We start from the raw sequence: 23,671 nt of genomic DNA, 5'->3' as shown, positions 1-23,671 counted from the left end.
ATCTAGTAAGCTAGATTGTTTAAAATTTAGAGTCATATTTTAAATAAATTTAAAATCAAATATTGAAACTAAATTTCTATTAAATTATTATCTTTATTAATTCAAATCACTTTTTTATATTAAAAAAGAGAACTCCTATGAGTTCTCTTGAATAATCAAAATATTTTAGTTAAAAAATATATAAATTTATACTATACACTCATAAGAATGGAATTATTATTTTTTTTGCAGAACAAATAGCCAGCGCTAAAGAAAAAGCCCCAGAATATAAAGTAAAAAAAGCTATTAAATTGTGCTGCTTTATTTATAATTCCTTTCATAAGAATCCTCCATAAATTTATTTTTAAAAATTTCTTTCCCTAATTATACCAAACCATAAGTCATTGTCAATATTTTTAAGAATATTTTTTCAATTTAACATTCCATATTTCACTACAGAATCTACATTTATAGTATTATTAAATTACAGATTAAAAATGCTTTTTAATAAATTATCTAAGCTGAAATCATCGTTCTTTAATTTAGATATAAGTTGCCAAGATAACTACCTACTTAAATATTTTAAGCACAAATTATAATTTAATATAAAGTAGAATCTTTATTGCAACTTATATAAAATATTTATTACCATATTAATTAATCTATAAAATAGGTGCAACAAGTCTTATTAAGGCTTCTTTAATCTTAAGTGCTCTACTTCTATTTTCATATTCTTCCATAGTAACTAACTTACAATCTTCAATATCCTTAATAAATATATCTTCTTGTTCTTTAGAGAACTTATCATCATAAATAATAGCATTTATTTCAAAGTTTAACTGAAAACTTCTAATATCTAAATTAGCTGTTCCAATGCTACATACCTTACCATCTGAAACTATTGTCTTAGAATGTATAAATCCCTTTTGATAAGTGTAAAATTTTACACCCCACTCCATAAGATCTCCCATATTAGCACTTAATATCCATTTCATAAAGAAGTGATCTGGTTTATCTGGAACCATTATTCTTACATCTATTCCAGATAAAGCTGCAATTTTTAAGGCTTCCTTCATTGGCTCATCTGGCACTAAATAAGGGGTTTGAATATAAACACTTTCCTTAGCATTGTTAATTATCTTCATATAAGCATTTTTTATATACTCTTCCTTATGATCTGGTCCTGAGGAAACTATTTGAATTCCTATATTACCTGAATCCTCTTGTAACTTAAAATACTTATCATAATTTTTAAGCTCACCTTCTGAAGCATAGTCCCAGTCTAAGATAAATCTTTTATTTAATTCATTTACTGCTTTACCCTTTATTCTTATATGAGTATCTCTCCAGTAATCAAATTGATCACCTTTATTTACATATTCATCTCCTACATTGAAGCCTCCTACATATCCTACTTCCCCATCAATAACTACTATTTTTCTATGATTTCTAAAGTTTAGACGTATGTTTACATAAGGTAATATTCCTGGGAAGAAGATATGAAACTTAATTCCAAGACTTCTTATATATTTTATATCTTTATTCCTTATACTTTTAGATCCCATAGCATCTACTACAAATCTAACTTCTACACCCTCTTTGACCTTTTTGCTTAGCTCATCAATTAATGTTTTACCTAGGTTATCCATTCTAAATATATAATATTCTATATGTATAAATTCTTTTGCTCCTCTTATATCATTAATTAGTGAGTTAAACTTTTCTTCACCATTTATAAATGTAGTAACAGAATTTCCATCAGTATATATGGCTCCAGAATGAGTGTAATTCATTCTAACTAATTCTAAGAATTCTGCTGATGTTCCCTTTTCTTTTTCTTCCTTAAACTTTTCCATTAAAACTTTTGATTTCTTTTCATCTACAACCTTTTTTTCTCTAAATATTTTTTGCCTACTTAAGTTCTGTCCTAGTATCAAATATATAATGAACCCTACTCCAGGTAATATAAATAATATCAGTAACCATGCCCAAGTTGTATTAGGTTCTTTTCTTTCTATAAAAATTAAAGATATTGCTGATAAAATACTAACTAAATAAGCTATTATTAATATAGAACTATTCATCATTATCACCTCATTTTTCAACAATTTTCCTTCACTTAATTATAACCTAATTTTCTAGAAAATAATAATTAAATAATTGATAACAAAAAAAGCTACCAAAAGGTAGCTATAAGTTCTTTTATTCATTTTAAATAATCAAAAATATCATTTAAATTATTTTATTTGCTTTCTATTTCTCATATTCCTTTATAGCATGTCCATTTACACTTCAAAAAGAATCTTTCTCAGCTCCTCTACAGTAGTACAATAATTAATGCAATTCTTCTTCATAAAATTCATAATTGTAGGTATAGAATGTGCCCATCCTACTCCAACAAAATCTACATCACAACTATCAGCCATATCTTTTCCTGGCTTTAAATCATCTACCATTATCATATCTTTTGAAGATATTTTTAATTCCTTCATTATACTTTCTAAAGGATATGGAGAAGGCTTTCTCTGTTCAGGTAACAGCTCCCAACCAAATACCATATCTGGAGTTGGTAATCCATTTGCTTTATAATCCCTTATAATATTATCCTTCATAGAATGAGAAACAACACAAATATATCCACCTCTATTTTTAAACTCCCATATCAATTCATTAATTCCAGCGAAGGTCTTTGGAATATGAGAATCCACATACTCTAACCAATTCTTTGTTTGAAAATCCATTTCTTCTTTTGTGAATCCTAAAATTTCATTACAATACACACTAAAACCTGGTTCAAAATTATATAAAAAATGTTCTTCTAATGAAATTTTCACTTCAGGACGTAGCTTTTCCAATGTTAAAGAAAAAGCTGGATAGTGAATTGTAGAAGTACTATTCACTACTGTATCATCATGGTCTAAAACTAAACACTTATATTTCATAAAAATTCTCCTATAATACATCATCTCTTATGTAAATTATTATTTTGCATATATCTGTTTCATCTATAAATTCCAATTTACCTAATATATTTCTAATAATTTACCATAATAATTATAACATAAGCCAATAACACTTTTTAGTATCACTGGCCTAATTAAAGACAAAACTATTTATAAGAAAATCTCCATAATTATAATATAATTTAAACATTACAAAATTTTCATCTGATTCCATTGTATATCTCATATCTTCATGTTTATCTATAATAGTCACTCCAATATTCTTTACTATCACTATCCTTTCAAAACTTCTATGACATATAGTATCATTAGAATCAGTGTTTCAAATGAAGGCAATCTATATTTTATGTGAAAAATAATAATAAAAATCTACTAAAAAGACATAATAATCTGCTAATTCTTCTTAACTATTAACAAATGTTAATGTTGTTCTTAGAAATAACATATAAAATAAATTTGGAGTTGATATTAATTGAAAAAAGAAGATAAATATATATTAATTAAAAATACTTTTAGTAATAGTAATTACTGTATTAGCCATGAAATAATTGAAAAAATACTAGCAATAAGTTCTGAAGCTCACTTCCTTAAAAATGATATGATCTTAAATATGTGGGATGAACAAAATGAAGTATACATAATCTTTTCTGGAATAGCTAGAAGCTATTATTTAGATAAAGACGGAAATGATATCACAAAATTTTTTATGAAAGAAAATGATTTTTGTATAGGAGAAAGTCTTTTTTCTAATCAGAAAAGTATTCAAGGCTTTGAAGCATTAGAAAATATAAAGGCATTAAAATTTAAGGCTAAAGAATTAAAAGAATTAATTTTACAAAATGAAAGCCTAACTCGTTTATATATGGAATTTTTAGAAAATAATCTACTTTATAAAATGCAAAGAGAATATGCATTTCAAATAATGAGTGCAACAGAAAGATATATAGCTTTTCAAAAAGAATATAAGGATATTAAAGAAAGAGTTTCTCAGCATTATATTGCTTCTTATTTAGGTATAACACCAGAATCCTTAAGCAGAATAAGAAGAACTATTAAAGAAGAAAATTAATACGAAAGGAGATTTAGTATGAATTATAATGAACAAAAAGCATGGAAAGAAATCCAAAAATTCTTACCACAAAAATTACATTTCACTTCTAATTACAATCCTGAAGAAGAATGGTGGAATTGGAAAGGAAATAAGGTGCATTTAGATACATTTAGAAATAAGAATGCCAAAGCAAAAGTTATTTTATTTCACGGTGTAGGAACAAATGGTAGGCAAATGTCAACAATTATTGGAGGTCCACTTTCTAAAGATAATTTTGAGGTAATAGCTATAGATATGCCCCTTTATGGTGTAACTGAAATTAATAAAAATATGACTATTACATATGATGATTGGATTAATTTAGGGAATGACTATATCAATTACGAATTAAGCAAGGATTCAAGACCAATATTTCTTTATGGTTTATCAGCTGGTGGTATGGAAACCTATCATGTTGCCTGCAAAAATAAGAAAGTAAAAGGTATAATCGGAATGACATTTTTAGATCAAAGAGATCAAAAGGTTAGAGATGAGACCACTAAAAATATATTTTGGGCAAAATTAGGTGTTCCATTATCAAAATTATCTTCTAACATAGGTCTTTCAAAGTTTAGAATGAAAATGACTATTTGCTCAAAAATGAATACTTTATGCAATGATGAAAATGCTCTTAAAGTAATGCTAAAAGATAAAACTTCGGCTGGAAGTAGTGTACCATTAAAATTCATTTACACTTATATGACTTATATACCTGATATTGAACCTGAAAATTTTAATATTTGTCCAATTCTATTAACACAGCCTAAAGAAGATAGATGGACTCCACTACATCTTAGCACAGAATTTTTAAATAAAATTAAGAAAGTTCCAGTAAAAATTGTAGAATTAGAAAAGGGAAGTCATTATCCAATAGAAGAACCAGCCTTAGACAAATTACATTTAAACATTTCACAATTCATAAATAAATATCTAAATTAATATTATAAAATCCAGCAATTTATATGTTGCTGGATTTATTTTCGTAACTTTAAAATTATAATAAAATACTTAATTAGCAGCCTTCTTTTTCTTAATTAAACTTTTTTAATTAAATCCAATAGCCCCTAATAGTTCCTTGACCTTCAATTAATTATAATAATTCTTTAGCTAATAATTTATATGTTCTAAGTTTAGATTCTATTGAATAATTTATTCCAACTATCATAGCCTCATCAATGCCATACTTTTCTTCGTTACTTCTTAATATATCTGCAATTTCCTTTGAAGATCCTACTAACATACGATTACGATTAGCTTGAATTCTCATCTTATCAATTTCACTATAAGAATACCTTAATGCCTCTTCTGGAGATACAAGAGAACTTGAAATACCTTTTCCTATATTTAAAAACATTAAATCTAGACTTGCTGCTTCAAACTCTGCTTCCTCCTTAGTTTCTGCTGCTACAACAGAATACCCAACATTTATTTGTGGCTTTTGCATAAATTCTGATGGAATAAAACTTCTTCTATAATCATCAAAAACAGATTCTAATAATCTACCACCAATAAAATGAGCATAAGAATATCCAAGTCCCAATTTACCTGCTTGAACAGCACTATTTCCACTTGAACCTAACATCCAAGCCTCAGGAAGGGGTGATCCTATAGGTGCTGCAAAAGCCTTTTTATTTGGGTGATTATTACTAATATACATTAGTGTTTCTGATATTTTACTATATAAGTTATGCATTTCAGGATCTTTTCCTTGAGATAATGCAAGCATAGATGCATAATCACCACCAGGTGCACGACCAATCCCAATGTCTATTCTATTTGGATTTAATGTACTAAGCATATTAAATACCTCTGCAACCTTATAAGGAGCATAATGCATTAACATTACTCCACCTGTTCCAACACGTATATTTTCCGTTACAGAAGCAATATGTGCCACTAATATTTCCGGAGCTGTACAAGCTAATCCTTCACTAGAATGATGCTCTGAATACCATAATCTATGATACCCCAATTCGTCTACGACCTTAGCAAGTTCTACTGTATTATTCATAGTATCAATTGCTGTATTTCCCTTTGATATTATTCCTTGATCTAAAACACTTAATTTCATATTTAAACATCTCCTTCTATTCTAATAGCTATTGCTATCTATTTTTCTTAATATACAAAACACCCTATAGCTAGACACTCTTATCCTATCTAACTATGGGGTGAATTTTATATTAATAGCCTATAGTGTATTTCTAAATCATTACTATTTAATAATATCTAAACTCTAATTCATTTAGATTTAAAAAATTTCTAAGTTACCTAAATTACTTCCATTGTGCAATTTGGTCAATTGGAAGACGTACAGATTTAAAACCATTATCAGCAGCTTTACCAATTGAAATAAGCATAACTGGAACATAACGACTTTTATCTAAATCAAATACTTCTGCAATTTTATCCTTTTCAAAGCCACCTATTGGACATGTATCATATCCATGTGAGCGTGCTACAAGCATTAGTTGCATAGCTACAAGACCACCATCAATTAATACTGTTTCTTTGTTTACTTGTGGATCTATTGTTGATGCATGGGCTGTAATACCTCTTATTTGTTTTTCTTTAACTTCTAAAGGCATATATCCAAGCTCTACAGCCTTACTATAAATTTCTTCACTATAATCAAAATTCTTAAGATCCCCAAATATAGCTATTACTGCTGAAGATGTTTCAACTTGAATTTGATTAAAGCTTGCAAGTGGAGCAAGATTTGCTTTCCCTTCCTTGCTTTCAATTACAAGAAAACGCCATGGCTGCATATTAAGTGAAGAAGGTGCAAGGGTTGCTTCTTCAAGTATTTCTGCCATTTCTTCTTTGCTTATCTTTACAGATGTATCATAGGTACGAATTGAACGGCGTCCCCTTAAAATTTCATTAAAATCATTAACCTCTTGTGTTTTTCTCATATTTAAATTCCCTTCTTTTCATATTATTTAAAATATTTTCTTAATGTCACCTTGAGCCTTATTTGATATCTTCATTAATTACTCAAGTATTTTCTTAGGATCCATTCCCTCCAATAATATTTTATAAATTAGTGGAGTTTTTCAAGGATTATCCTAAGACATATCTATATAATGCTTTTTATTACAAAACCATATTTTCTTTTATCCATTCTTCTAAAGATTGAACTTTAGGCTTAAAATCCTCTTTTATTTTTTCATATAAGGATGCTATTGTTTCACCTTTCAATACAGATTTCCAAGACTCCTCAGCTTCCTTCATTAATCCTGTTAGTAAACACCCTCCATCTTCACATTCTAATTCAAGCATATCATTTAATACACCTCTTGAAGAATAAAGAGATTGCTGTCCCTCTATAGCAAGATATATATCATATACCCTAATATCTTCAGGCCTTTTACTTAATCTAAATCCACCCTTAACACCTGGAACAGAAATAATCAAATCTGCATTAACTAACTTCCTCAATAATTTTTGAAAATATGTTGAAGAGGCACCTAATTGTTGACTAATTGCTTCCCCTGGTAATACAGCCTTATCAGGTAACATATTTAAAATAAGAATTGCATACACAGACTGTTCAACTCCGGTTTTCATCTTCATTATAAGCACCGCCTTTATATATACCTTTTTAACTTTTATATATTCTAGATAACCAGGACAATCATTGTCCACATTATTTTATCATAAAGTGTATTTAAAAGTCAATTTTTCTATTTTATTAATTATCTTCTCTTAATATCATTATTTACATAATGATGATTATTATAGAAAAAGTATCGAAAAAATAGTAGCCCCAATAATACCTTAACTAAATAACTACTTCTGTAATTAAGTTACATAAAAAATATTAGTTTTAATTTAATATAGTAAATACATAAAATTTTATTTATATAATAAGGAGAGTTTTAGTGATGATAAAATATATTATTGCTCCAATTATTGGCGGATCATTAGGTTATTTATATTATAAAAAAATTGGTTGCGCTAGTGGAACATGTCCAATAACATCAAACCCATATGCTTCTATCATATATGGTTCTATAATAGGTCTATTATTTGCTTCTTAAAACTATATCAATAAGTATATTAATATACTAAAAAAACAAGGCCAAGTTAAATAGTTATTAGCTATTTAACTTGGCTTTTATTCTTATTATTATTTAAATTTACTTCCTAAATATTAATACTTTATTATCTTTTAATATTTCTTCCTCTGTATGAACAAAACCCACCTAAAACATTAACTAATTTATAGCCTTCCTTACTAAGTATTTTTAGAAACATATTTATACATAATAGATAATAAAACGTCAAAAAAGGTTGTAGTATAAACTACAACCTTTAACAATCTAAAATTATCTTCTATTTTGTTCTTTTTTAGCTCTTCTACAAGATACACATCTTGTTGGCTCATTTTCGAATCCTTTTTCTTTATAGAATTCTTGTTCTCCTACTGAAAATATGAATTCGCTTCCGCAATCTCTGCATGTTATTGTTTTATCTGACATAAATGTCCCTCCTAAAATTAAAGATTCTAATTTGATATAATAATCTCTAATTTGCGAGAAACTATTTACCCAAATGAAACTTTTTATTGTTAGCAAACTTTGCTACTCATTTATAATAACACAGTTTTTATTTAATAGCAACCTTTTCTGTAAATAATTTTTCTTACAACCGATTTTTAACAATGAAACAGCTTTTGGCAAGATATATAAACACCTAAGACTATAAACCTCACTTCTAAGAAAACTCGACTAGTATTTTCTCGCTTAGTAAGTTTACCTAACCAAATATAAAATTTGGAGGCTTACTTATGGTACGATTCACCATAACTACGTTGAACAAAAAGTGGTAATAATTTAAAGATTACATCTATGTAGTACTCAAACACCATTACCTTTTCTACATATAGTGCAATAAACTTCTTTATAAGTTCATTATCTCTTTGCTCTAATATCTTTTTATGTTACTTAACATTTTGAATGTTCTCCTTCTGATATTAATGTGCAATTGCCAGGCCACATTTTTTTATATCAGAAGGAGCTTTTCATACTCATAGGTATAAGCTATACGGAACCCCACATATAACACTGGGTTTTCTAAACACAAAAACTTTATATTCTAAACTTTCCTATATATAAGATTTTAAAACTATCAAATCTCCACTAATAATATATTCCCCTAATGTAGCTGGGATTAATATACTTTCTCCTTTTGATATATCTAACTTCATATTATTTTTACATTCAATGATTCCTTTTCCATCTACACAAGTTAATATATAAAACTTATTTATATCACTTTCTTCAACTAATTCTCCATTTATAATATATTTTTCAATAGTAAAATACTTAGTTCTACATAAAATATTTTTTCTATATTCAATATGTTCTTCTAATTTATTGTTCCCATAGTTTACTGCATATAAATTAAATTTTATTACATCTAATGCTCTATCAATATGTAATTCTCTTGGTCTTCCATAATCATAAATTCTATAAGTTATATCACTATTTTGTTGAATTTCCGCAATAATAACTCCTTCACAAATAGCATGGACAAGACCACTGTTTATAAGAAAGCAATCTCCTTTTTTAACTTCTATTTCATTTAAATATTCTTCAGTTCTTTCTTCTTTTATAGCTTTTTCAAAAATTTCTTTATAGCAATCTTTAGTTCCAACTATTAATTTAGCTCCTGGCTTTGCATCAACTACATACCAGGCTTCTGTTTTACCTAAAGAATTTTCATTTATTCTTGAATATTCATCATTAGGATGCACTTGTACTGATAATTTTTCTTTTGAATTTATAAGTTTAATTAATAAAGGAAATTCCTTATTCTCAAAATTCTTCCCCAATAAATCTGTACCATATTCTTTAATCAACTGATCAAATCTTTTTCCTTTAAACTTTCCATTTGCTACTATACTCATTCCATTTGGATGACAAGCAACATCCCAACTTTCACCAATATTCCCTTCCGGCAGATTATCCCTAAATTTTTCTAAATCTCTTCCTCCCCATATTTTCTTATAATATAAATTTTCAAACTTTATTGGATACATAGTTTAATCTCCTTCGCTTTATCATGTCATATTTACTTTAAACAATACTATATTCCATATTTCAAAATAGGCTGTATCAAAATATATATGATACAACCCTATCCATTAAAAATATTAATTTATAAATGATATTTTTAATTTATTACATATACCTTTAACATAAAATACTAATGATTTTCTAATCATAATTATTTAAAAGTATAATTTTATTGTTATTATATTATATGGGTCAATTACTAACTTAGAATTATCTTGCACTTCTTCAATAGCATTTACAATTTCCCATCTTTTAAATTTATTAAAATCATATCTGTCTACTATTAGCTCCTCATTACTACAATTTTTCATTCTTAATAGTATTGCGTTATCTTTAAGTGATGCTGATATAGAACTTATACATATGTTTTTATCAAATTCTAAAAGGCTGTATTCTCTCTTTAAATCTAATTTTGTTCTAGAGTTTTGTATTTTATTATCCAACCTGTTTATAAATTTATTTAAACCTTGTAATTGATAGAATATATTTTGTGAATTAACTTTCTCATATCTTTTTTCAACTTTGTTTTCATTAAAGCTTTCCTCTAAAAGTGATATAGAAAACTCAAATTCATTCTTACCTAACTGTTCTGCATTTGGTGTAGCTATCATTACATGACCTTGCTTTGTCGTATCTCCTGATGCTCTCCCTGGTCTATATAGTAAATTTGGTTTTCCTAATTGGCTTGTAGTGGATAACAATGTTAAATACATTCTATCCTCTATAACTTGATATTCCTTTATCCCCTTAGAATATATACTTAATGTATTTTTATCATCTGTAATAGAAACAGTCCCCTCGAACACCTCAATATCTATTGGAATTTCAAGATAACTACTATTCCAATCCCCAATTTTGCCATTTAATATTGGTCTTTTTATATAACCAAAAGGTATAGACGCAATTGATTCATTAGATAAAATATCAGACTTTATACAAGCTCTTAATCTGTGACTTAATATATTATTATCAACAATTATCCTACAATTAATTAACTCATCATCTTTTAGTAAAGAGATTATTAGTTTAATATCTAATGGTTTTAATTCATTTCTATCAAGTCTTGATTCAAGATCTTTTGGTAATAATACTCTCCCACTTAATTCTAACTTTTCAATGCCTTCTGAAGCTTTTCTAATTCCTTCAACTATTCTAAATGTTATATTTGAATCTCCTCTAAGTGGTGAAAAATCATAAGTGTCTCCATCATTACCACAGTTCTCAAAAGTAATGAAATCTTCAATCTTTCTTCCATCTTTAAGTTCTACACATAGTTTTTCATTTTCTACAAATATCTTATAATTATCATTTTTTATTTCTAAATTATTACTATTTTCAATTATATCTACTTTTCCTTCACTTAACTTGAATACCTTATATCCCATAGACGGTAATGTAGTTTTAATTAAAGCAGTTATTTTATAATATCCATCCTCATTTATAAAATAATTGCCTTCTGGTGCTTCAATTAATATATTTTCTTTTCCTTCATACTCATGAATATCTAGTACAGTACACTTTTCAACATCTGCTACAAATTTATCCTTTGTGCTACTTAAAAATTCAACAACTTTAAAACCATCATATTTGTAAGGTAATGTGTTAAATACTAAAATTTCATCCTTACTTAATTTTAATCCTTCAGCAATTCTTTTCTTAACAAGGTTTTCTATTCCATCTACAATTTCCCTTGCTTGCTTCATACGGTATAATACATCATTTGCCACATCATCTGTTATACAGCCAGCCATACCATCATGAGCTTGACCTTCCATTATTTTTTTCCAAGCTGTTGTAATTAAATTCTTACTTATTTTTATTCCTAGGCTTTCAGCTATAGCATATAATGGCTCAACTCTTTTTAAAAGGCTTTGCTCCATATCGAAATTCATTTTCTTTATATCATATCTAACTGATCCTATTGTCTTATGAATTCTACCAGTTTTAGGTTCTCTAAATTCACCCTCATATCTCTCTAGTTTTTCACTATTTTTTCTTATATAATCAATAAAATCTAAATATGTACTTTGAACATATTCATCATCACTAATTTTATTAATTTCATCAATCTTATTTTTAATATTACAAGTTATTTCTACTTGGTCATTCCCAATAGGTATTAAAATTTCATCTAAGTCAGTCATTGACTTTATTTTGTCAGCTAACTTAAATAGCTTATTATTTAAAAATTCTTCATTAGTAAATAGTCTTGGAATGCTTCCATAACCATCAATTAAATTAGCTGCATAAACTTCTTCATTACCTAAGCCCTTCCATTTAAAATAGGGAGACTTAACATGCTTATCTAAGTTTATACCTCTCCAGAAAATTATGTTATCTATATTACAATTTCTAAGTATAGTTGGCATTTGTGCATTAAACCCAAAAGTATCTGGTAAATAACCAACTTCCATATGCTTACCAATTTTATTTGTCTCATGTATCCCTATACTTAAATTTCTTAATATAGATTCACCACAAACTAATTGAGCATCTGTTTGAGTATACCATGGTCCAATTAGAAGCCTTCCCTCTTCTACTAATTTCTTTATTTGAGGTAATCTTTCTGGTCTTATTGATAAATAATCCTCTATTATGGATGCTTGACCATCTAAACAAAACCTAGCATCAATATTCTCTTCTAATTCAATTAATACATCTTCAAAAACTTGATCACTTAATAATAAAGCATCCATAGTTGAAAAATACCATTCTCTATCCCAATGTGTATGATTAACAATATTAATTTTAGTCATAACTTCTCCTCCAAATTTAATATATATGCCTCATTAGTACTATTTTTATTGATATATTATTTAAGCCTAATGAAGTCAATTTGTTATGTAAGTATATCTTAATTTGATACTATTATTACTGAATTTATTCTATTAAAGAATATATTTACTAAAGGTGCTACTGAAAGTATTATTACTATTGTTCCTATTCCAATTGGTCCTCCTACAAGGATAGCAAAAATTATTCCTACACCATCTGTTACTAACTTTGCCATACCTACGCTTAAGTTAAATTTATTCCTAAAAGCCATCATGCAATCATCTAATGAGTTAGGGGCAAGATTTGGTGTTAAATAAATAGCTAATCCCATAGAAAGAATCAGAATCCCCAATAAAAAATACACTACTCTATTTATATAACTATCTCCTAAAGGAAGTTTGTTAACTACAAATAACCAAAAGTCTGTAAAACTACTTAAAACAAAGGCAGTGCCTAATGTATATAAATTAAACTTTCCATTTCTTAAAATAGCTGCTATTATTGTCATTATTATTGCTATTATGAAAGAAAATGTTCCAACTGATAACCCAAATCTATTGCTTAGTCCTACGTTAACAGAATCCCAAGTTCCTACTCCTAAGTCAGCTTTTACAGTAAGAGCAACTCCAAGTGTTAATATCATAATTCCTACTACAAATAATATAATTCTATTTTTGAAACTACTTAAATTCATTCTTTTCTAATGCCTTTCTCTTATACTGAATTTCAAAATAAAAGAGGAGATGTTTCTATTTTATTCTTCAACATCCCCTCTACTATTTTAATTACATTACTCCATCAAACTCGTCAGTATCAAAACCTTTTCCTAAGAATATAGCTCCCGCCGCTACTATTAGGCTTCCTACTAAGATTCCTAAAACATATACCGGCCATTTTTCCACTAATAACCATCCATATATACCTGATATAGGAATAGTATTTACTGCTCCAAGTGATACAGCAATAGCTGATCCAACTGCACAACCAATTATATTTACTGGAATCATTCTCATTGGATTAACTAATGTAAAAGGAATAGCACCTTCTGAAATACCTACTAGTCCCATTATAAATGAAGCTTTACCAGCTTCTCTTAATTCTTCAGAGAACTTAGTCTTCTTAACTAATGTAGCTATACCATAGCCTAATGTTGGTATAATAATCGCAACTTGAGCTGCAGTGTTTGCTATAAATAATCCCTCTGAAATTAATGCCATTGCAGTAACAACCGCTGCTTTATTTATTGGTCCACCAAGGTCAAAACCTATCATTCCACCAACTACAAGAGCAAGAACTAATGCGCTGCTTCCAGTGCTCATTGTACTCATCCAATTTATTAATCCATTATTTAATGCTGCAAAAGGCCCACCGATAACATATTGCATTATTAAAACTGTAAATAATGTTCCGAATACTGGTAATATAAATACTGGTACTACACTACTTGCACTCTCTGGTAACTTAATATTATTTGCCATAATATATACTATATAACCAGCAATAAGACCTGATGCTAACGCTCCAAGGAATCCAGTTCCTAGATTATTAGCAAGTAATCCACCAACAAAACCTGCAACTAATGCTGGTCTATCAGCAATTGAATAAGCTATAAACCCTGAAAATACTGGTAACATTAAACCTAATGCTAGTCCACCTAATCCATCTAAAGTATTGAAAAATGGTATAAGGCCTTGAGCTGTTTTATGTGCACTGTCCCAGATATCTGTAACTCCATAAAACATTCCACCCACTCTAGCAATTCCCATTATAACAGCACCAGCAATTGTAAATGGAATCATATATGATACGCCTGTTAATATATGTCTTTTAATATTTTGAAAAAATTCCTTCATTCCTTTCATCCTCCCTACATATATCTAAATTTCAAATTAAAGTAATGCTAATGCATCTTCAATTACTTTTACACCATTCTTAATTGGTGCTGCTACTGGAACCTTGTGTATAACCTTTCCTGCAAATCTTTCTTCTTCTCTAACCTTCTGCTCTACTGCAAAAATAACTACATCTGCTTCTTCAATTTCTTGTTTAGTTAGTCTATTTTGAATTCCTAATGCTCCTTGCTTTTCAATTTTAATTGTATGACCTAACTTCTCTCCTGTTTTAACTAAAGCCTTTGCTGCCATATTTGTATGTGCCACACCTGTTGGGCACGCTGTAACTCCTACTATCTTCATTTCATTTTCCTCCCTTAAACTAAATTATTATGTAAAAATTGAATTAATTTATTCTTATCATCCATGCTAAATAGAGAATCCTTAAAGTCATCCTCCATTAAGTTTGATGCTAAACTCGATAATATTTCAAGGTGTAAAGTTCCTTCGTCCTTCTTTGGTATAGCTAATCCTATTACCACATTTACAGGCTCTTCATCTAAAGAGTTCCAATCAACAGGAATATTTAATTTTAAATATACTATTGTTGGTTTTATTACACTCTCAACCTTACAATGAGGTATAGCTAGTCCAAAACCTATTCCAGTTGTACATTCCTTTTCTCTTGCAATGTATCCATTAAGAGTTTCAGTCTTATCTGTAATTCTATTGTCTTTCATTAAGATGTCTGTTATTTTCTCTAACACCTCAATTTGTGAATTTAAATCTACATCAAATTCTACTGTATCTACTGTTATCATTTCTTTTATGTCCATCTCTTCACCTTACCTTAATAATTTAATAAAGTCCTTATATGTTTTTATATTTAAAACCTTAGAAACTTTTTCTTCATCGCTTAAAGTCATATAAAGATTTTCTAAAATTTCTCCAAAATCTAAATACATCTCCTTTTGTATACTCATTAAGATTACTAATCTTACCTTTTCATCTTCCCAAGATACTGCTTTTTTATTAATTAATACACAGACCTTGCTAACATCTGGATCAATATCAATCGCATGTGGAATTGCTATCTGGTTTCCAATTTCCGTAGATGACATATTTTCTCTTTTATAAAAGCTTTCTTTATCAACTTTAGTTAAGTAACCCTTTGAAACCATTCTATCTAACATAAACTCAAGAATTTCTTCCTTAGTTTTCAAATTTTCATCAACAAAGAATAAATCTTCATCAGTAAACTCTAAAAACTTTAATAAATAATCCTCTTTATTTTCATGAATAAATTCTTTTAAAGCTGTTAAATCTTTTGCTTTTAGTATAGGTGATACATACATTATTTTTTTATCTTTAACCCCATACTCATTAGTATCTATTTTTATTGTTGATATAATTATGTCATAGATATTTCTATCAATTTTGGATAACTCATTTAAAGGTATTATCTTTATTATTTCAATGCTGTTAGAAAACTCACTTTTTATTTTCGCTGACATTATCATTGAAGTTCCTAATCCTGAGGCACATACAATTAAAGCCTTAAGTTTACCATTACTTCTTCTATCTTTTATTCTTTGTAATGATGCTGCAAAATGTAAACAAATAAATCCTACTTCATCTTCATTTATTTCTTTATTAATTTCTTTTTCTATATATTGTGTAGCAATTGAAGCTATCTTATATGCGAAAGAATAACTTTTCTTTATTTCATGAAGCATGTCATTAGTAATGTGCATATCATACTTTATTCTAGTTATAGCTGATTTTAAATGAGTGGATAAACTCCAAATTAGTGAATTATCTTTACTAAAATCTATTCCTATAGTAGAATCGACATACTTTAACATTTCAAAAACCATTGAAGTATAATCATCATTTATATCTACTGTTTTTTCTTGCTCTTCATCATCAATAAATTTTCTTGTATATAGATGCTGAGTAATATAAAATATTTCTTCTTCTGGAAGTATAATTCTGTATTCTTTAAAAATACTACTAGTTACCTCTTTAGCAACTCTATATTCAAGAGTTTCCTTTAATTCATTATCACATTGAGTAGTTTCAAGTATATTCTCATTTTTAACTCTATTTATAGCTATTAATATATGAATTAATAAATTGTAAAAGCTAATATCAGTAATACTAATCTTGTTTTTGTTTATTACATTGGTTAATATATCATCCATTTTTTCTATATCTTCTTTTTCAAATATAGGTTCAATAGATTTTAAACTTATTATATCGTTTTCAAAGCGTCTAAAAATATAATAGCTTATACAGCTTCTTATATCCTCCTCGCTTCCTCTTAAAGCAATTCCTTTAACTCCATCCCTCAAAAGATCTATATCAAACTTCTTTAACTTTTTCTTTACTTCAATTAAATCTGCCTTTAGAGTAGTTAATCCTATATATAGATCATCACATAGTTTTCCTTGTGTAATTCCTTTATTGTGTTTCAACTCCAATAATAATAGTTTTTTTATAATATAAACTACTCTTCCTTTAGAGGTTGTGGGGATAAGACTATTGCTATTTATATTTTCCTCATAAAGTTTAACTAACTCGTTATTAAAGCTATCTTTATCGCTTATTTCTAAAATATAACCTTTTCCTTTTACACAGGATATTTTTGAACTAATCTTTACTAATCTTTGATTAATACTTTTAATATCTTGTCTTAATGTCTTAGATGAAACCCCTATAAAACTTCCAATTTCTTCACCTGTAATGTGGTGATCCTTATCTTGTAAAAAGCTTATAATCTTTAATTCCCTTTTATTAATCATTGCTTTCACCTCGTCATGTCTTTATTTTATCAGCAATATATACTTTCAAATAGACCATTCATTTCCTTTGCTAAGGGAAGTTCTATGGCTATTAGGGTAAAAAACTCTGAACTAATATAAACTGATTTATCTCAAAGATTTTATAATTATTTTTAACTTTATATTAAACATTTTAGAGATATTGATATTTACAACAGATACTCTTCACTGCACTGTAAATTAGAATCTAAATCTATTATTTAGCCATTCAAACTTATACAACGAAAACGTGAAATCAAAACTATAGAATTCTCCATATATATTAGTAAATAAAATTTCAATTTTTTTATTAATTTCTTAAAAGTACTAAATAAAAATCCATAAAGATAATTATGATTTTTAACTTACTCTATATAATTGATTCAAAATTGCCATGTAACTAAATTCACCAACACTATTTACTATATTAAATGATTCAATTCATACTTCCTTTATCATATAACTCTTTTAACTTTATTCTTATAGTACTATCTTTATATTTATAACCATACTTATGAAATAACATATTAAATATATAATCTTTTTCAGTAAAAAATTGCATTTCTATTGGATAATAAATATCATTTTATATCTAAATTGCAATATCAAATTGAACTATTTTTGTTAAATTGAATAAATAGCATCTAAATATTAATCAAAGAGTTCTTCTGGTGTCTTATAATTTAACTTTCTTCTAGGAAGAGTATTAATCCAATCTTCAATACGAGATATCTCATCGATAGTATATCGTAATATAGCTTTTCCTTTTGCGATAAATCTTCTTATTAGTCCATTATATCTCTCATTGAACCCTTTTTTAAAAGATGAATAAGGGTTCGTGAAATATACCTTAGATGACCAATTATCTTTTAACACCTTATTTGTAACATAATCTATAAATCCAGAGCATTTTAGAAGCTTGTATTTTCCTTTGCAATTTTCACGATTTTGAGTATAGACTCTTTCACCTACATCTTCAAAGTATATTGTAATTTCTTCTCCATTTTTTATTTGTTTTACTGATCCACGCTTAATTTCATTAAGAACTGTATTTATTGTTCTGTTAATACTTTTAGAAATTTTATAATCACTCCAACCTTCTTTTAATCTAATTTCGATAAAACACCTTTCTTGTAAACTTAAGTGTTTATTTTTCTTTGTATTTGTGATATTCTCTTTAGTGTCCATAGTGATTTCCTTTCGTGAATTGTTTCTGCAAATTCAATTTTAACACGAAAAATCACTATGGATTTTTTTACTTCAATTTAATTTTACAACTAGTCACATTTTAATTATATTTAAATATATAATTTAATTTCTTGCTATGAAAAACTTTTAATAATAAAAATAGCTTTAAGCAAGTTATATTGATGCTTAAAGCTACAAATCGCACTTATTTATGGTACGGTTCATTATAACATATTCTAAATCTAATAAAATATCACTTACTAATTTATAAATCTTCATCACCTTTAAACATTACATTTGCTAAATCTATAGTCTCATTAAATTAGTAATTAACAAAACACTTTTATTAAAAATTGATTTTTCAATTTTCTAATATTATAATATATCGAAAGATATCAATTATACAGTAAGTGCTTAAAAGAGCTATAGTATTCTTATAGATACTAATGGAAAGGACGTGACTTAAATGGAAAAAGAATTTCCTGATTGCCCTGTTGAAATGACTCTGCAACTTATCGGTGATAAATGGAAAGTTTTAATAATGAGGGACTTACTAACTGGTACTAAACGATTTGGAGAACTAAAAAAGTCTGTAGGTAATATAAGTCAGAAAGTTCTAACTTCAAATCTAAGAGCTATGGAAGAAAGCGGATTACTAACAAGAAAAGTATATGCAGAAGTACCTCCAAAAGTAGAATATACTCTAACTGATCTTGGCTATAGCTTAAAACCAATCCTAGACTCAATGTTTAACTGGGGAACAGAATACATGGCTAATAAAAAAATAAATTAAAGAAAAGAGGCTGTATTAAATCACTTTAATTAAGCCTCTTCTACATTAATTTCATATTCTTTCTTTAAAAATTCTAATTACTCTAATATATAAAACAACAAACACCTTTAAAGTAGCCGAAACTATGGTTAAAGGATTAGCTAATTATTCTAATATATAAAACAATAAACTAAGTATCACGATTATTTAGAAACTACAGAGAATCTTTTACCAATATAGTTAGCATTCTCTGCCTCATCAATCATTGCAATAGCGTAATCTGCGTAACTTATAACACTTTCTCCATTTGAATTTAATGTTAATTCTTCTCCACCTAATTTATATTCTCCAGTTCTTTCCCCATCTGCTCTGAAGTCTGCTGCTGGTGATAAAAATGTCCATTTTACATTATCTACTTTTCTTAAATCTTCTAATGCTTGTCCTTGTGCACTTGCTAATGGTTTAAACATTTCTGGGAAATCTACTCCATCCATTAATTTCACTGTATGTTCAGGGTTCACATATAAACTTCCTGCCCCTCCAACTACTAATAAACGATTTTCTTTATTCTTTAATATGTTACATAAATACATTAATGATTTTCCGTGTAATGGTAGATCTTCCTCTGCCCAGAATCCTAATGCATCAATAATAACTTCATAATCTTTTATATCATCGTATTTTAAATCAAACACATCTTTTACTATTGTTTTATTTGCTATGGATTCTCCCTTTCTTACGAATCCTGTAACCTCATGCCCTCTTGACATTGCTTCTTTCACTAATAAACTTCCTTGTTTTCCACTTGCACCAATAACTGCAATTTTCATAACCTATTCCTCCTTCTTGATAGAACTTACTATCTATACTTCTATTATATTCCTTCACCGTAGTTATAAAAGTACGCACTTTAAAGTGGTATAGTTACTTCTAGGAAACAATTTAGATGTTTACTTACAAATCATATATTAATTAAAAATATCTCTTATCATTATAAATAAAAAAATTGATAATACAATTTTGTACTACCAATAATTCTATTTATCTAATTTTATAGTTATATTATTTTCATCCTTAATATCTCCATTTAAAATACTGTCTATATAAGAACGTAATGAAATATCTCCCTTATCAATCCATAGCTTATAGCTATCACTTTCTAATATTTCTAAATATACATCCTTAACAGTTCCTGAAAAATAATTGGGATTTAACTCTTCTACAGTCTCTGCCATTAAAACTCTCTCTTCATTTGTCATCTCATATTCCAATAAATCTTCAAATGCCTTTTTATATGAACTTTCTCTAAAAAAATCATAAGAGTACTTTTCAAAATTCACTAGTTTCTCATCAGTTATACCATTTCTTTTTGCCCATGCTTCTATATCAATAGGATTTGTACTATAATTAATTTTTTCTCCTGGTAAAAAATCTATCATACCATACTGATTAGCGTAAACACTTAAAGAACTTGTTACAATATCAGTTACTCTATTACCATCTGCCATCTTCTTTTCCGCTATACTTTGAGCATGAATATGCCCACTCAAATTAACTTTTACATTATATTTATTTAGTAAGTCACAAACTTCTTCACTATTATTTATAGTAAAGCCTTTATTAAACACCTGATTATGATTAACTAAATTATGATGCATAACTGTAATTGGGGTAACTCCCTTACTTTCAGCTTTAGCTAACCATTCCTCTAGCCATTTTAATGTATCATCTCTAAGTTCACCTGATACCTCAGATCTATTTATCCTATTATTTTCATAGATATTTGAATCTAACATAATAACCCATAAATCCTCTGATATTTCTGATACATAACTTAAAGAACTTGGATCATAACTAATTGCACTGTTAAAACCACAATTTTTATATATATTCTTAAAATCTTTTGCAGTAATATTATCTACAGAATATATAGAATCATAATTAAATCCAATAGCATTATAATTTTTAATATCATGATTACCTGGTGTAACTAAAACCCTAATTCCATTATCTATAATAACTCGTAGTTTCTCTGCTAATTCTTCATGACTTTTATTCTCTCCATTAAAAGTTAAATCACCACTTAAAATAAGTACATCTGGTTTCTTTTCTATAACTTCTTCAATAAATGCCTCAGTTATTTCATTTATATAATTCACTTGCTTTCCATCACTAGAAAGATACATATTGTCAAATTTAGGTCCTTTCTCTACAAGTTCTGTAGAAAGGTAATGTATATCAGTAGCTACCATTAACTTTACTGGACTTCCTTTTGGTAAAGCCTCTGATTCCATAATATATTCTGCACTACTGTCGCAGCCAGACATTACTAGCATAAAACAGAATATAGTAATTAACTTAATTATTTTCATTTGTATACTCCTAAAAATTTTTCTTTTAATTCTACATAACTTATAAAATATACACTCTTAATATTAATTGCATTTGTTCTATTTGTATAGTAGTAACTCTAGAGTGCTATAGTATCTTTAAGAAATCTTTACCATCGCAATATCCTTTAGTATCATTCGGATATTTTTATTAAATTATACCTTAAGACTACTGCCTCTTCTATAAATACTTCCTTAACTTATCTATAAAACTTAAGGTAACATCCTTAGCAATAACAGATGCTTTCTTACAATTCTTCTCAAAATTTTCTATTCCTGCATGTGTTGCTGTATCTGTTATTGAACGTATTGCAATAAATGGCACTTTATTTACATAACACACATGGGCAATACTTGCTGTTTCCATATCAACTGATAAAGGTTTGAATTTTTCATTTATGCTATCTCGGAAATTATCTTCAATGAATTTTTCACCTGTTACCATAGTACCAAAGTGCATCCTATTTTCTTTGCTTAGTGTTTTTGCTACTGATAGAAGTGTCTCATCGGAATTAAAATATATAGAAGACATCCATGGGTGAAACTCTGTTAATATATCATCATCTACGTCATGATATGCTACTTGAGTTGAAATTATAGTATCAAATAATTCTATTCCTTCATCCATACCTCCAGCTACTCCAGCATTTATTATGGAATGAATATCATATGTGTTAATTAATATTTGCGCTGCAATAGCAGCATTCACCTTGCAAACTCCGCTATATAATGCAACTATTGGTACACCATTAATATTTCCTTCATAAAATTTCAGCATAGCTTTTTCTTTTATAGTAACTTTTTCAATATGGGCTAAAAATGGTTCTAATTCTACATCTCCAGCACAAATGATACCGACTTTCTTCATATCCTCTCCTCCAGATTTAAACTAATGTTTTAATTATAAAAAAAATTTCCACTTCCTTATTGTAATTATCTCTACATATTTACATTTCTCTCTGCATAATGGTCCACAGCAAAACTAAAAGCAACTTTTACTATATATAATATAAGTATTACAAATAAAAATTGGGGTAACTCATAGAATTTTACTTTGTGACCCTCTATCTTTTAACATTTATTTCCTGTATTTTCATGATAGTATTATATTGAGAATATAATGCTATGGGGGTGTTAAAAATGGATGAACTTAGAATTAGAGAAAATCGACTTAAGCAATTAGGTTTAACCTTATTAGGACTTTTAATGGTTCTAGTTTCTATCTTACTATTAATTATAGATGTGAATATTATATCTACTAAAATTTTAGCTAGAATTGTAGGTTTATTTGGAACAATCTTTTTTGGTACTTGTTTCTTATTTATATTAAAGAATTTAATAAGTCCAAGGGAAATACTTATTGTAAATCATTTAGGAATTACTGATAACTCCTCTACTACAAGTATTGGTTTTATTCCGTGGGAATATATAAATGATGCTTTCATAATTAAAGTTTTGGATCAAGAATTTATTTCACTAGATATTAAAGATCCAGATATTCTTTTTAAAAACATATCTGCTTCAAAGCGTTGGTTTATTAATTTAAATTCAAGATTTGGTTTTTCAAAAATAAATATTACTCTTCAATCCACAAGTTATAAATGTGAAGATGTTCTAATGGTTATAAATTATCACTTAAATAATCATAATCGATAATAACACTCTTATTTAGGGTTATTTATTATCTTTTAAATAGCCTCCCTTCACCTTATACTAATAAAGAAATAATTATTAACTGAAAAAAAAGCTGCTCAAAAAGGCAGCTTAAATCTTCTAA

The 23,671-nt window shown here is 27.7% G+C and carries 22 protein-coding genes; 5 read left to right on the top strand and 17 right to left on the bottom strand.

The features are described 5' to 3' along the window. Positions 1 to 641: 641 nt before the first annotated feature. The gene (cls, locus tag E5347_RS12585) at positions 642 to 2,063 is read right to left on the bottom strand and encodes a cardiolipin synthase (RefSeq protein WP_136007580.1); all 1,422 of its coding nucleotides are present in this window, start codon (positions 2,061 to 2,063) and stop codon (positions 642 to 644) included. Positions 2,064 to 2,264: 201 nt separating this feature from the next. Then, positions 2,265 to 2,921, bottom strand: coding sequence for an HAD family hydrolase (locus E5347_RS12580; protein WP_136007579.1), 657 nt, complete (start codon positions 2,919 to 2,921; stop codon positions 2,265 to 2,267). Between the two features lie 493 nt (positions 2,922 to 3,414). Here E5347_RS12580 and E5347_RS12575 point away from each other — a divergent pair, with 493 nt between their 5' ends. Both E5347_RS12575 and E5347_RS12570 read left to right on the top strand, forming a co-directional pair. Beyond that, complete coding sequence (locus tag E5347_RS12575; RefSeq protein ID WP_136007578.1) at positions 3,415 to 4,011, top strand: Crp/Fnr family transcriptional regulator; 597 nt, start codon at positions 3,415 to 3,417, stop codon at positions 4,009 to 4,011. A gap of 18 nt (positions 4,012 to 4,029) precedes the next feature. Continuing rightward, a complete protein-coding gene (locus tag E5347_RS12570; RefSeq protein WP_136007577.1) occupies positions 4,030 to 4,971 on the top strand; it encodes an alpha/beta fold hydrolase in 942 nt (313 codons plus the stop codon). 151 nt (positions 4,972 to 5,122) lie between these two features. On the opposite strand, the gene E5347_RS12565 is transcribed toward E5347_RS12570, so the two are convergent. The 3 genes from E5347_RS12565 to E5347_RS12555 form a co-directional block, all read right to left on the bottom strand. Continuing rightward, a complete protein-coding gene (locus E5347_RS12565) occupies positions 5,123 to 6,103 on the bottom strand; it encodes an LLM class flavin-dependent oxidoreductase (protein WP_136007576.1) in 981 nt (326 codons plus the stop codon). 205 nt (positions 6,104 to 6,308) lie between these two features. Next, positions 6,309 to 6,947 carry a nitroreductase family protein gene (locus tag E5347_RS12560; protein WP_136007575.1) on the bottom strand — a complete coding sequence of 213 codons (639 nt, stop codon included), beginning with the start codon at positions 6,945 to 6,947 and terminating at the stop codon, positions 6,309 to 6,311. 181 nt (positions 6,948 to 7,128) lie between these two features. Further along, on the bottom strand, positions 7,129 to 7,608 hold the full coding sequence (locus E5347_RS12555; protein WP_136007574.1) for an RrF2 family transcriptional regulator: 480 nt from the start codon (positions 7,606 to 7,608) through the stop codon (positions 7,129 to 7,131). A gap of 311 nt (positions 7,609 to 7,919) precedes the next feature. On the opposite strand from E5347_RS12555, the gene E5347_RS12550 reads away from it, so the two are divergent. Then, the gene (locus E5347_RS12550; protein WP_136007573.1) at positions 7,920 to 8,075 is read left to right on the top strand and encodes a DUF6132 family protein; all 156 of its coding nucleotides are present in this window, start codon (positions 7,920 to 7,922) and stop codon (positions 8,073 to 8,075) included. Positions 8,076 to 8,363: 288 nt separating this feature from the next. On the opposite strand, the gene E5347_RS12545 is transcribed toward E5347_RS12550, so the two are convergent. The 9 genes from E5347_RS12545 to E5347_RS12505 all read right to left on the bottom strand — a co-directional run bounded on the left by E5347_RS12545 (position 8,364) and on the right by E5347_RS12505 (position 18,732). After that, positions 8,364 to 8,516 (bottom strand): zinc-ribbon domain-containing protein, encoded by a 153-nt coding sequence (locus tag E5347_RS12545; RefSeq protein ID WP_136007572.1) that lies wholly within the window; start codon positions 8,514 to 8,516, stop codon positions 8,364 to 8,366. Between the two features lie 626 nt (positions 8,517 to 9,142). After that, positions 9,143 to 10,078: a type I phosphomannose isomerase catalytic subunit gene (locus E5347_RS12540; RefSeq protein ID WP_136007571.1), complete on the bottom strand. Its 936-nt coding sequence runs from the start codon at positions 10,076 to 10,078 to the stop codon at positions 9,143 to 9,145. A gap of 192 nt (positions 10,079 to 10,270) precedes the next feature. Continuing rightward, the gene (locus E5347_RS12535; protein WP_136007570.1) at positions 10,271 to 12,871 is read right to left on the bottom strand and encodes a glycoside hydrolase family 38 C-terminal domain-containing protein; all 2,601 of its coding nucleotides are present in this window, start codon (positions 12,869 to 12,871) and stop codon (positions 10,271 to 10,273) included. Between the two features lie 98 nt (positions 12,872 to 12,969). After that, entirely contained in the window at positions 12,970 to 13,584 is a 615-nt protein-coding gene (locus tag E5347_RS12530; RefSeq protein WP_136007569.1) for a YczE/YyaS/YitT family protein, read from the bottom strand. A gap of 91 nt (positions 13,585 to 13,675) precedes the next feature. Then, a complete protein-coding gene (locus tag E5347_RS12525) occupies positions 13,676 to 14,743 on the bottom strand; it encodes a PTS fructose transporter subunit IIC (RefSeq protein ID WP_136007568.1) in 1,068 nt (355 codons plus the stop codon). A gap of 36 nt (positions 14,744 to 14,779) precedes the next feature. Beyond that, positions 14,780 to 15,085 carry a PTS fructose transporter subunit IIB gene (locus tag E5347_RS12520; protein ID WP_136007567.1) on the bottom strand — a complete coding sequence of 102 codons (306 nt, stop codon included), beginning with the start codon at positions 15,083 to 15,085 and terminating at the stop codon, positions 14,780 to 14,782. A 14-nt stretch (positions 15,086 to 15,099) separates the two neighbouring features. Further along, on the bottom strand, positions 15,100 to 15,558 hold the full coding sequence (locus tag E5347_RS12515) for a PTS sugar transporter subunit IIA (RefSeq protein ID WP_136007566.1): 459 nt from the start codon (positions 15,556 to 15,558) through the stop codon (positions 15,100 to 15,102). 9 nt (positions 15,559 to 15,567) lie between these two features. Beyond that, on the bottom strand, positions 15,568 to 17,526 hold the full coding sequence (locus E5347_RS12510; RefSeq protein WP_136007565.1) for a BglG family transcription antiterminator: 1,959 nt from the start codon (positions 17,524 to 17,526) through the stop codon (positions 15,568 to 15,570). A 669-nt stretch (positions 17,527 to 18,195) separates the two neighbouring features. Then, on the bottom strand, positions 18,196 to 18,732 hold the full coding sequence (locus E5347_RS12505) for a helix-turn-helix domain-containing protein (RefSeq protein WP_136007564.1): 537 nt from the start codon (positions 18,730 to 18,732) through the stop codon (positions 18,196 to 18,198). Positions 18,733 to 19,198: 466 nt separating this feature from the next. Here E5347_RS12505 and E5347_RS12500 point away from each other — a divergent pair, with 466 nt between their 5' ends. Further along, positions 19,199 to 19,525, top strand: a complete 327-nt coding sequence (locus tag E5347_RS12500; RefSeq protein WP_136007563.1) for a winged helix-turn-helix transcriptional regulator — start codon at positions 19,199 to 19,201, stop codon at positions 19,523 to 19,525. A 182-nt stretch (positions 19,526 to 19,707) separates the two neighbouring features. Here E5347_RS12500 and E5347_RS12495 read toward each other — a convergent pair whose 3' ends face one another. The 3 genes from E5347_RS12495 to E5347_RS12485 all read right to left on the bottom strand — a co-directional run bounded on the left by E5347_RS12495 (position 19,708) and on the right by E5347_RS12485 (position 22,762). Further along, positions 19,708 to 20,334, bottom strand: a complete 627-nt coding sequence (locus E5347_RS12495) for an NAD(P)-dependent oxidoreductase (protein ID WP_136007562.1) — start codon at positions 20,332 to 20,334, stop codon at positions 19,708 to 19,710. Positions 20,335 to 20,541: 207 nt separating this feature from the next. Then, entirely contained in the window at positions 20,542 to 21,876 is a 1,335-nt protein-coding gene (locus E5347_RS12490) for a metallophosphoesterase (RefSeq protein WP_136007561.1), read from the bottom strand. A 199-nt stretch (positions 21,877 to 22,075) separates the two neighbouring features. Further along, positions 22,076 to 22,762, bottom strand: a complete 687-nt coding sequence (locus E5347_RS12485) for a 5'-methylthioadenosine/adenosylhomocysteine nucleosidase (RefSeq protein WP_136007560.1) — start codon at positions 22,760 to 22,762, stop codon at positions 22,076 to 22,078. Between the two features lie 272 nt (positions 22,763 to 23,034). Here E5347_RS12485 and E5347_RS12480 point away from each other — a divergent pair, with 272 nt between their 5' ends. Continuing rightward, a complete protein-coding gene (locus tag E5347_RS12480) occupies positions 23,035 to 23,550 on the top strand; it encodes an STM3941 family protein (protein WP_136007559.1) in 516 nt (171 codons plus the stop codon). The last annotated feature ends 121 nt before the right edge of the window (positions 23,551 to 23,671 follow it).

Source organism: Clostridium sartagoforme, assembly GCF_004794105.1.
GTDB classification, from domain to species: Bacteria; Bacillota; Clostridia; order Clostridiales; family Clostridiaceae; genus Clostridium; species Clostridium sartagoforme_B.
Note: the sequence above shows the minus strand (reverse complement) of the source record. Positions and strands in the feature narration are given on the sequence as shown.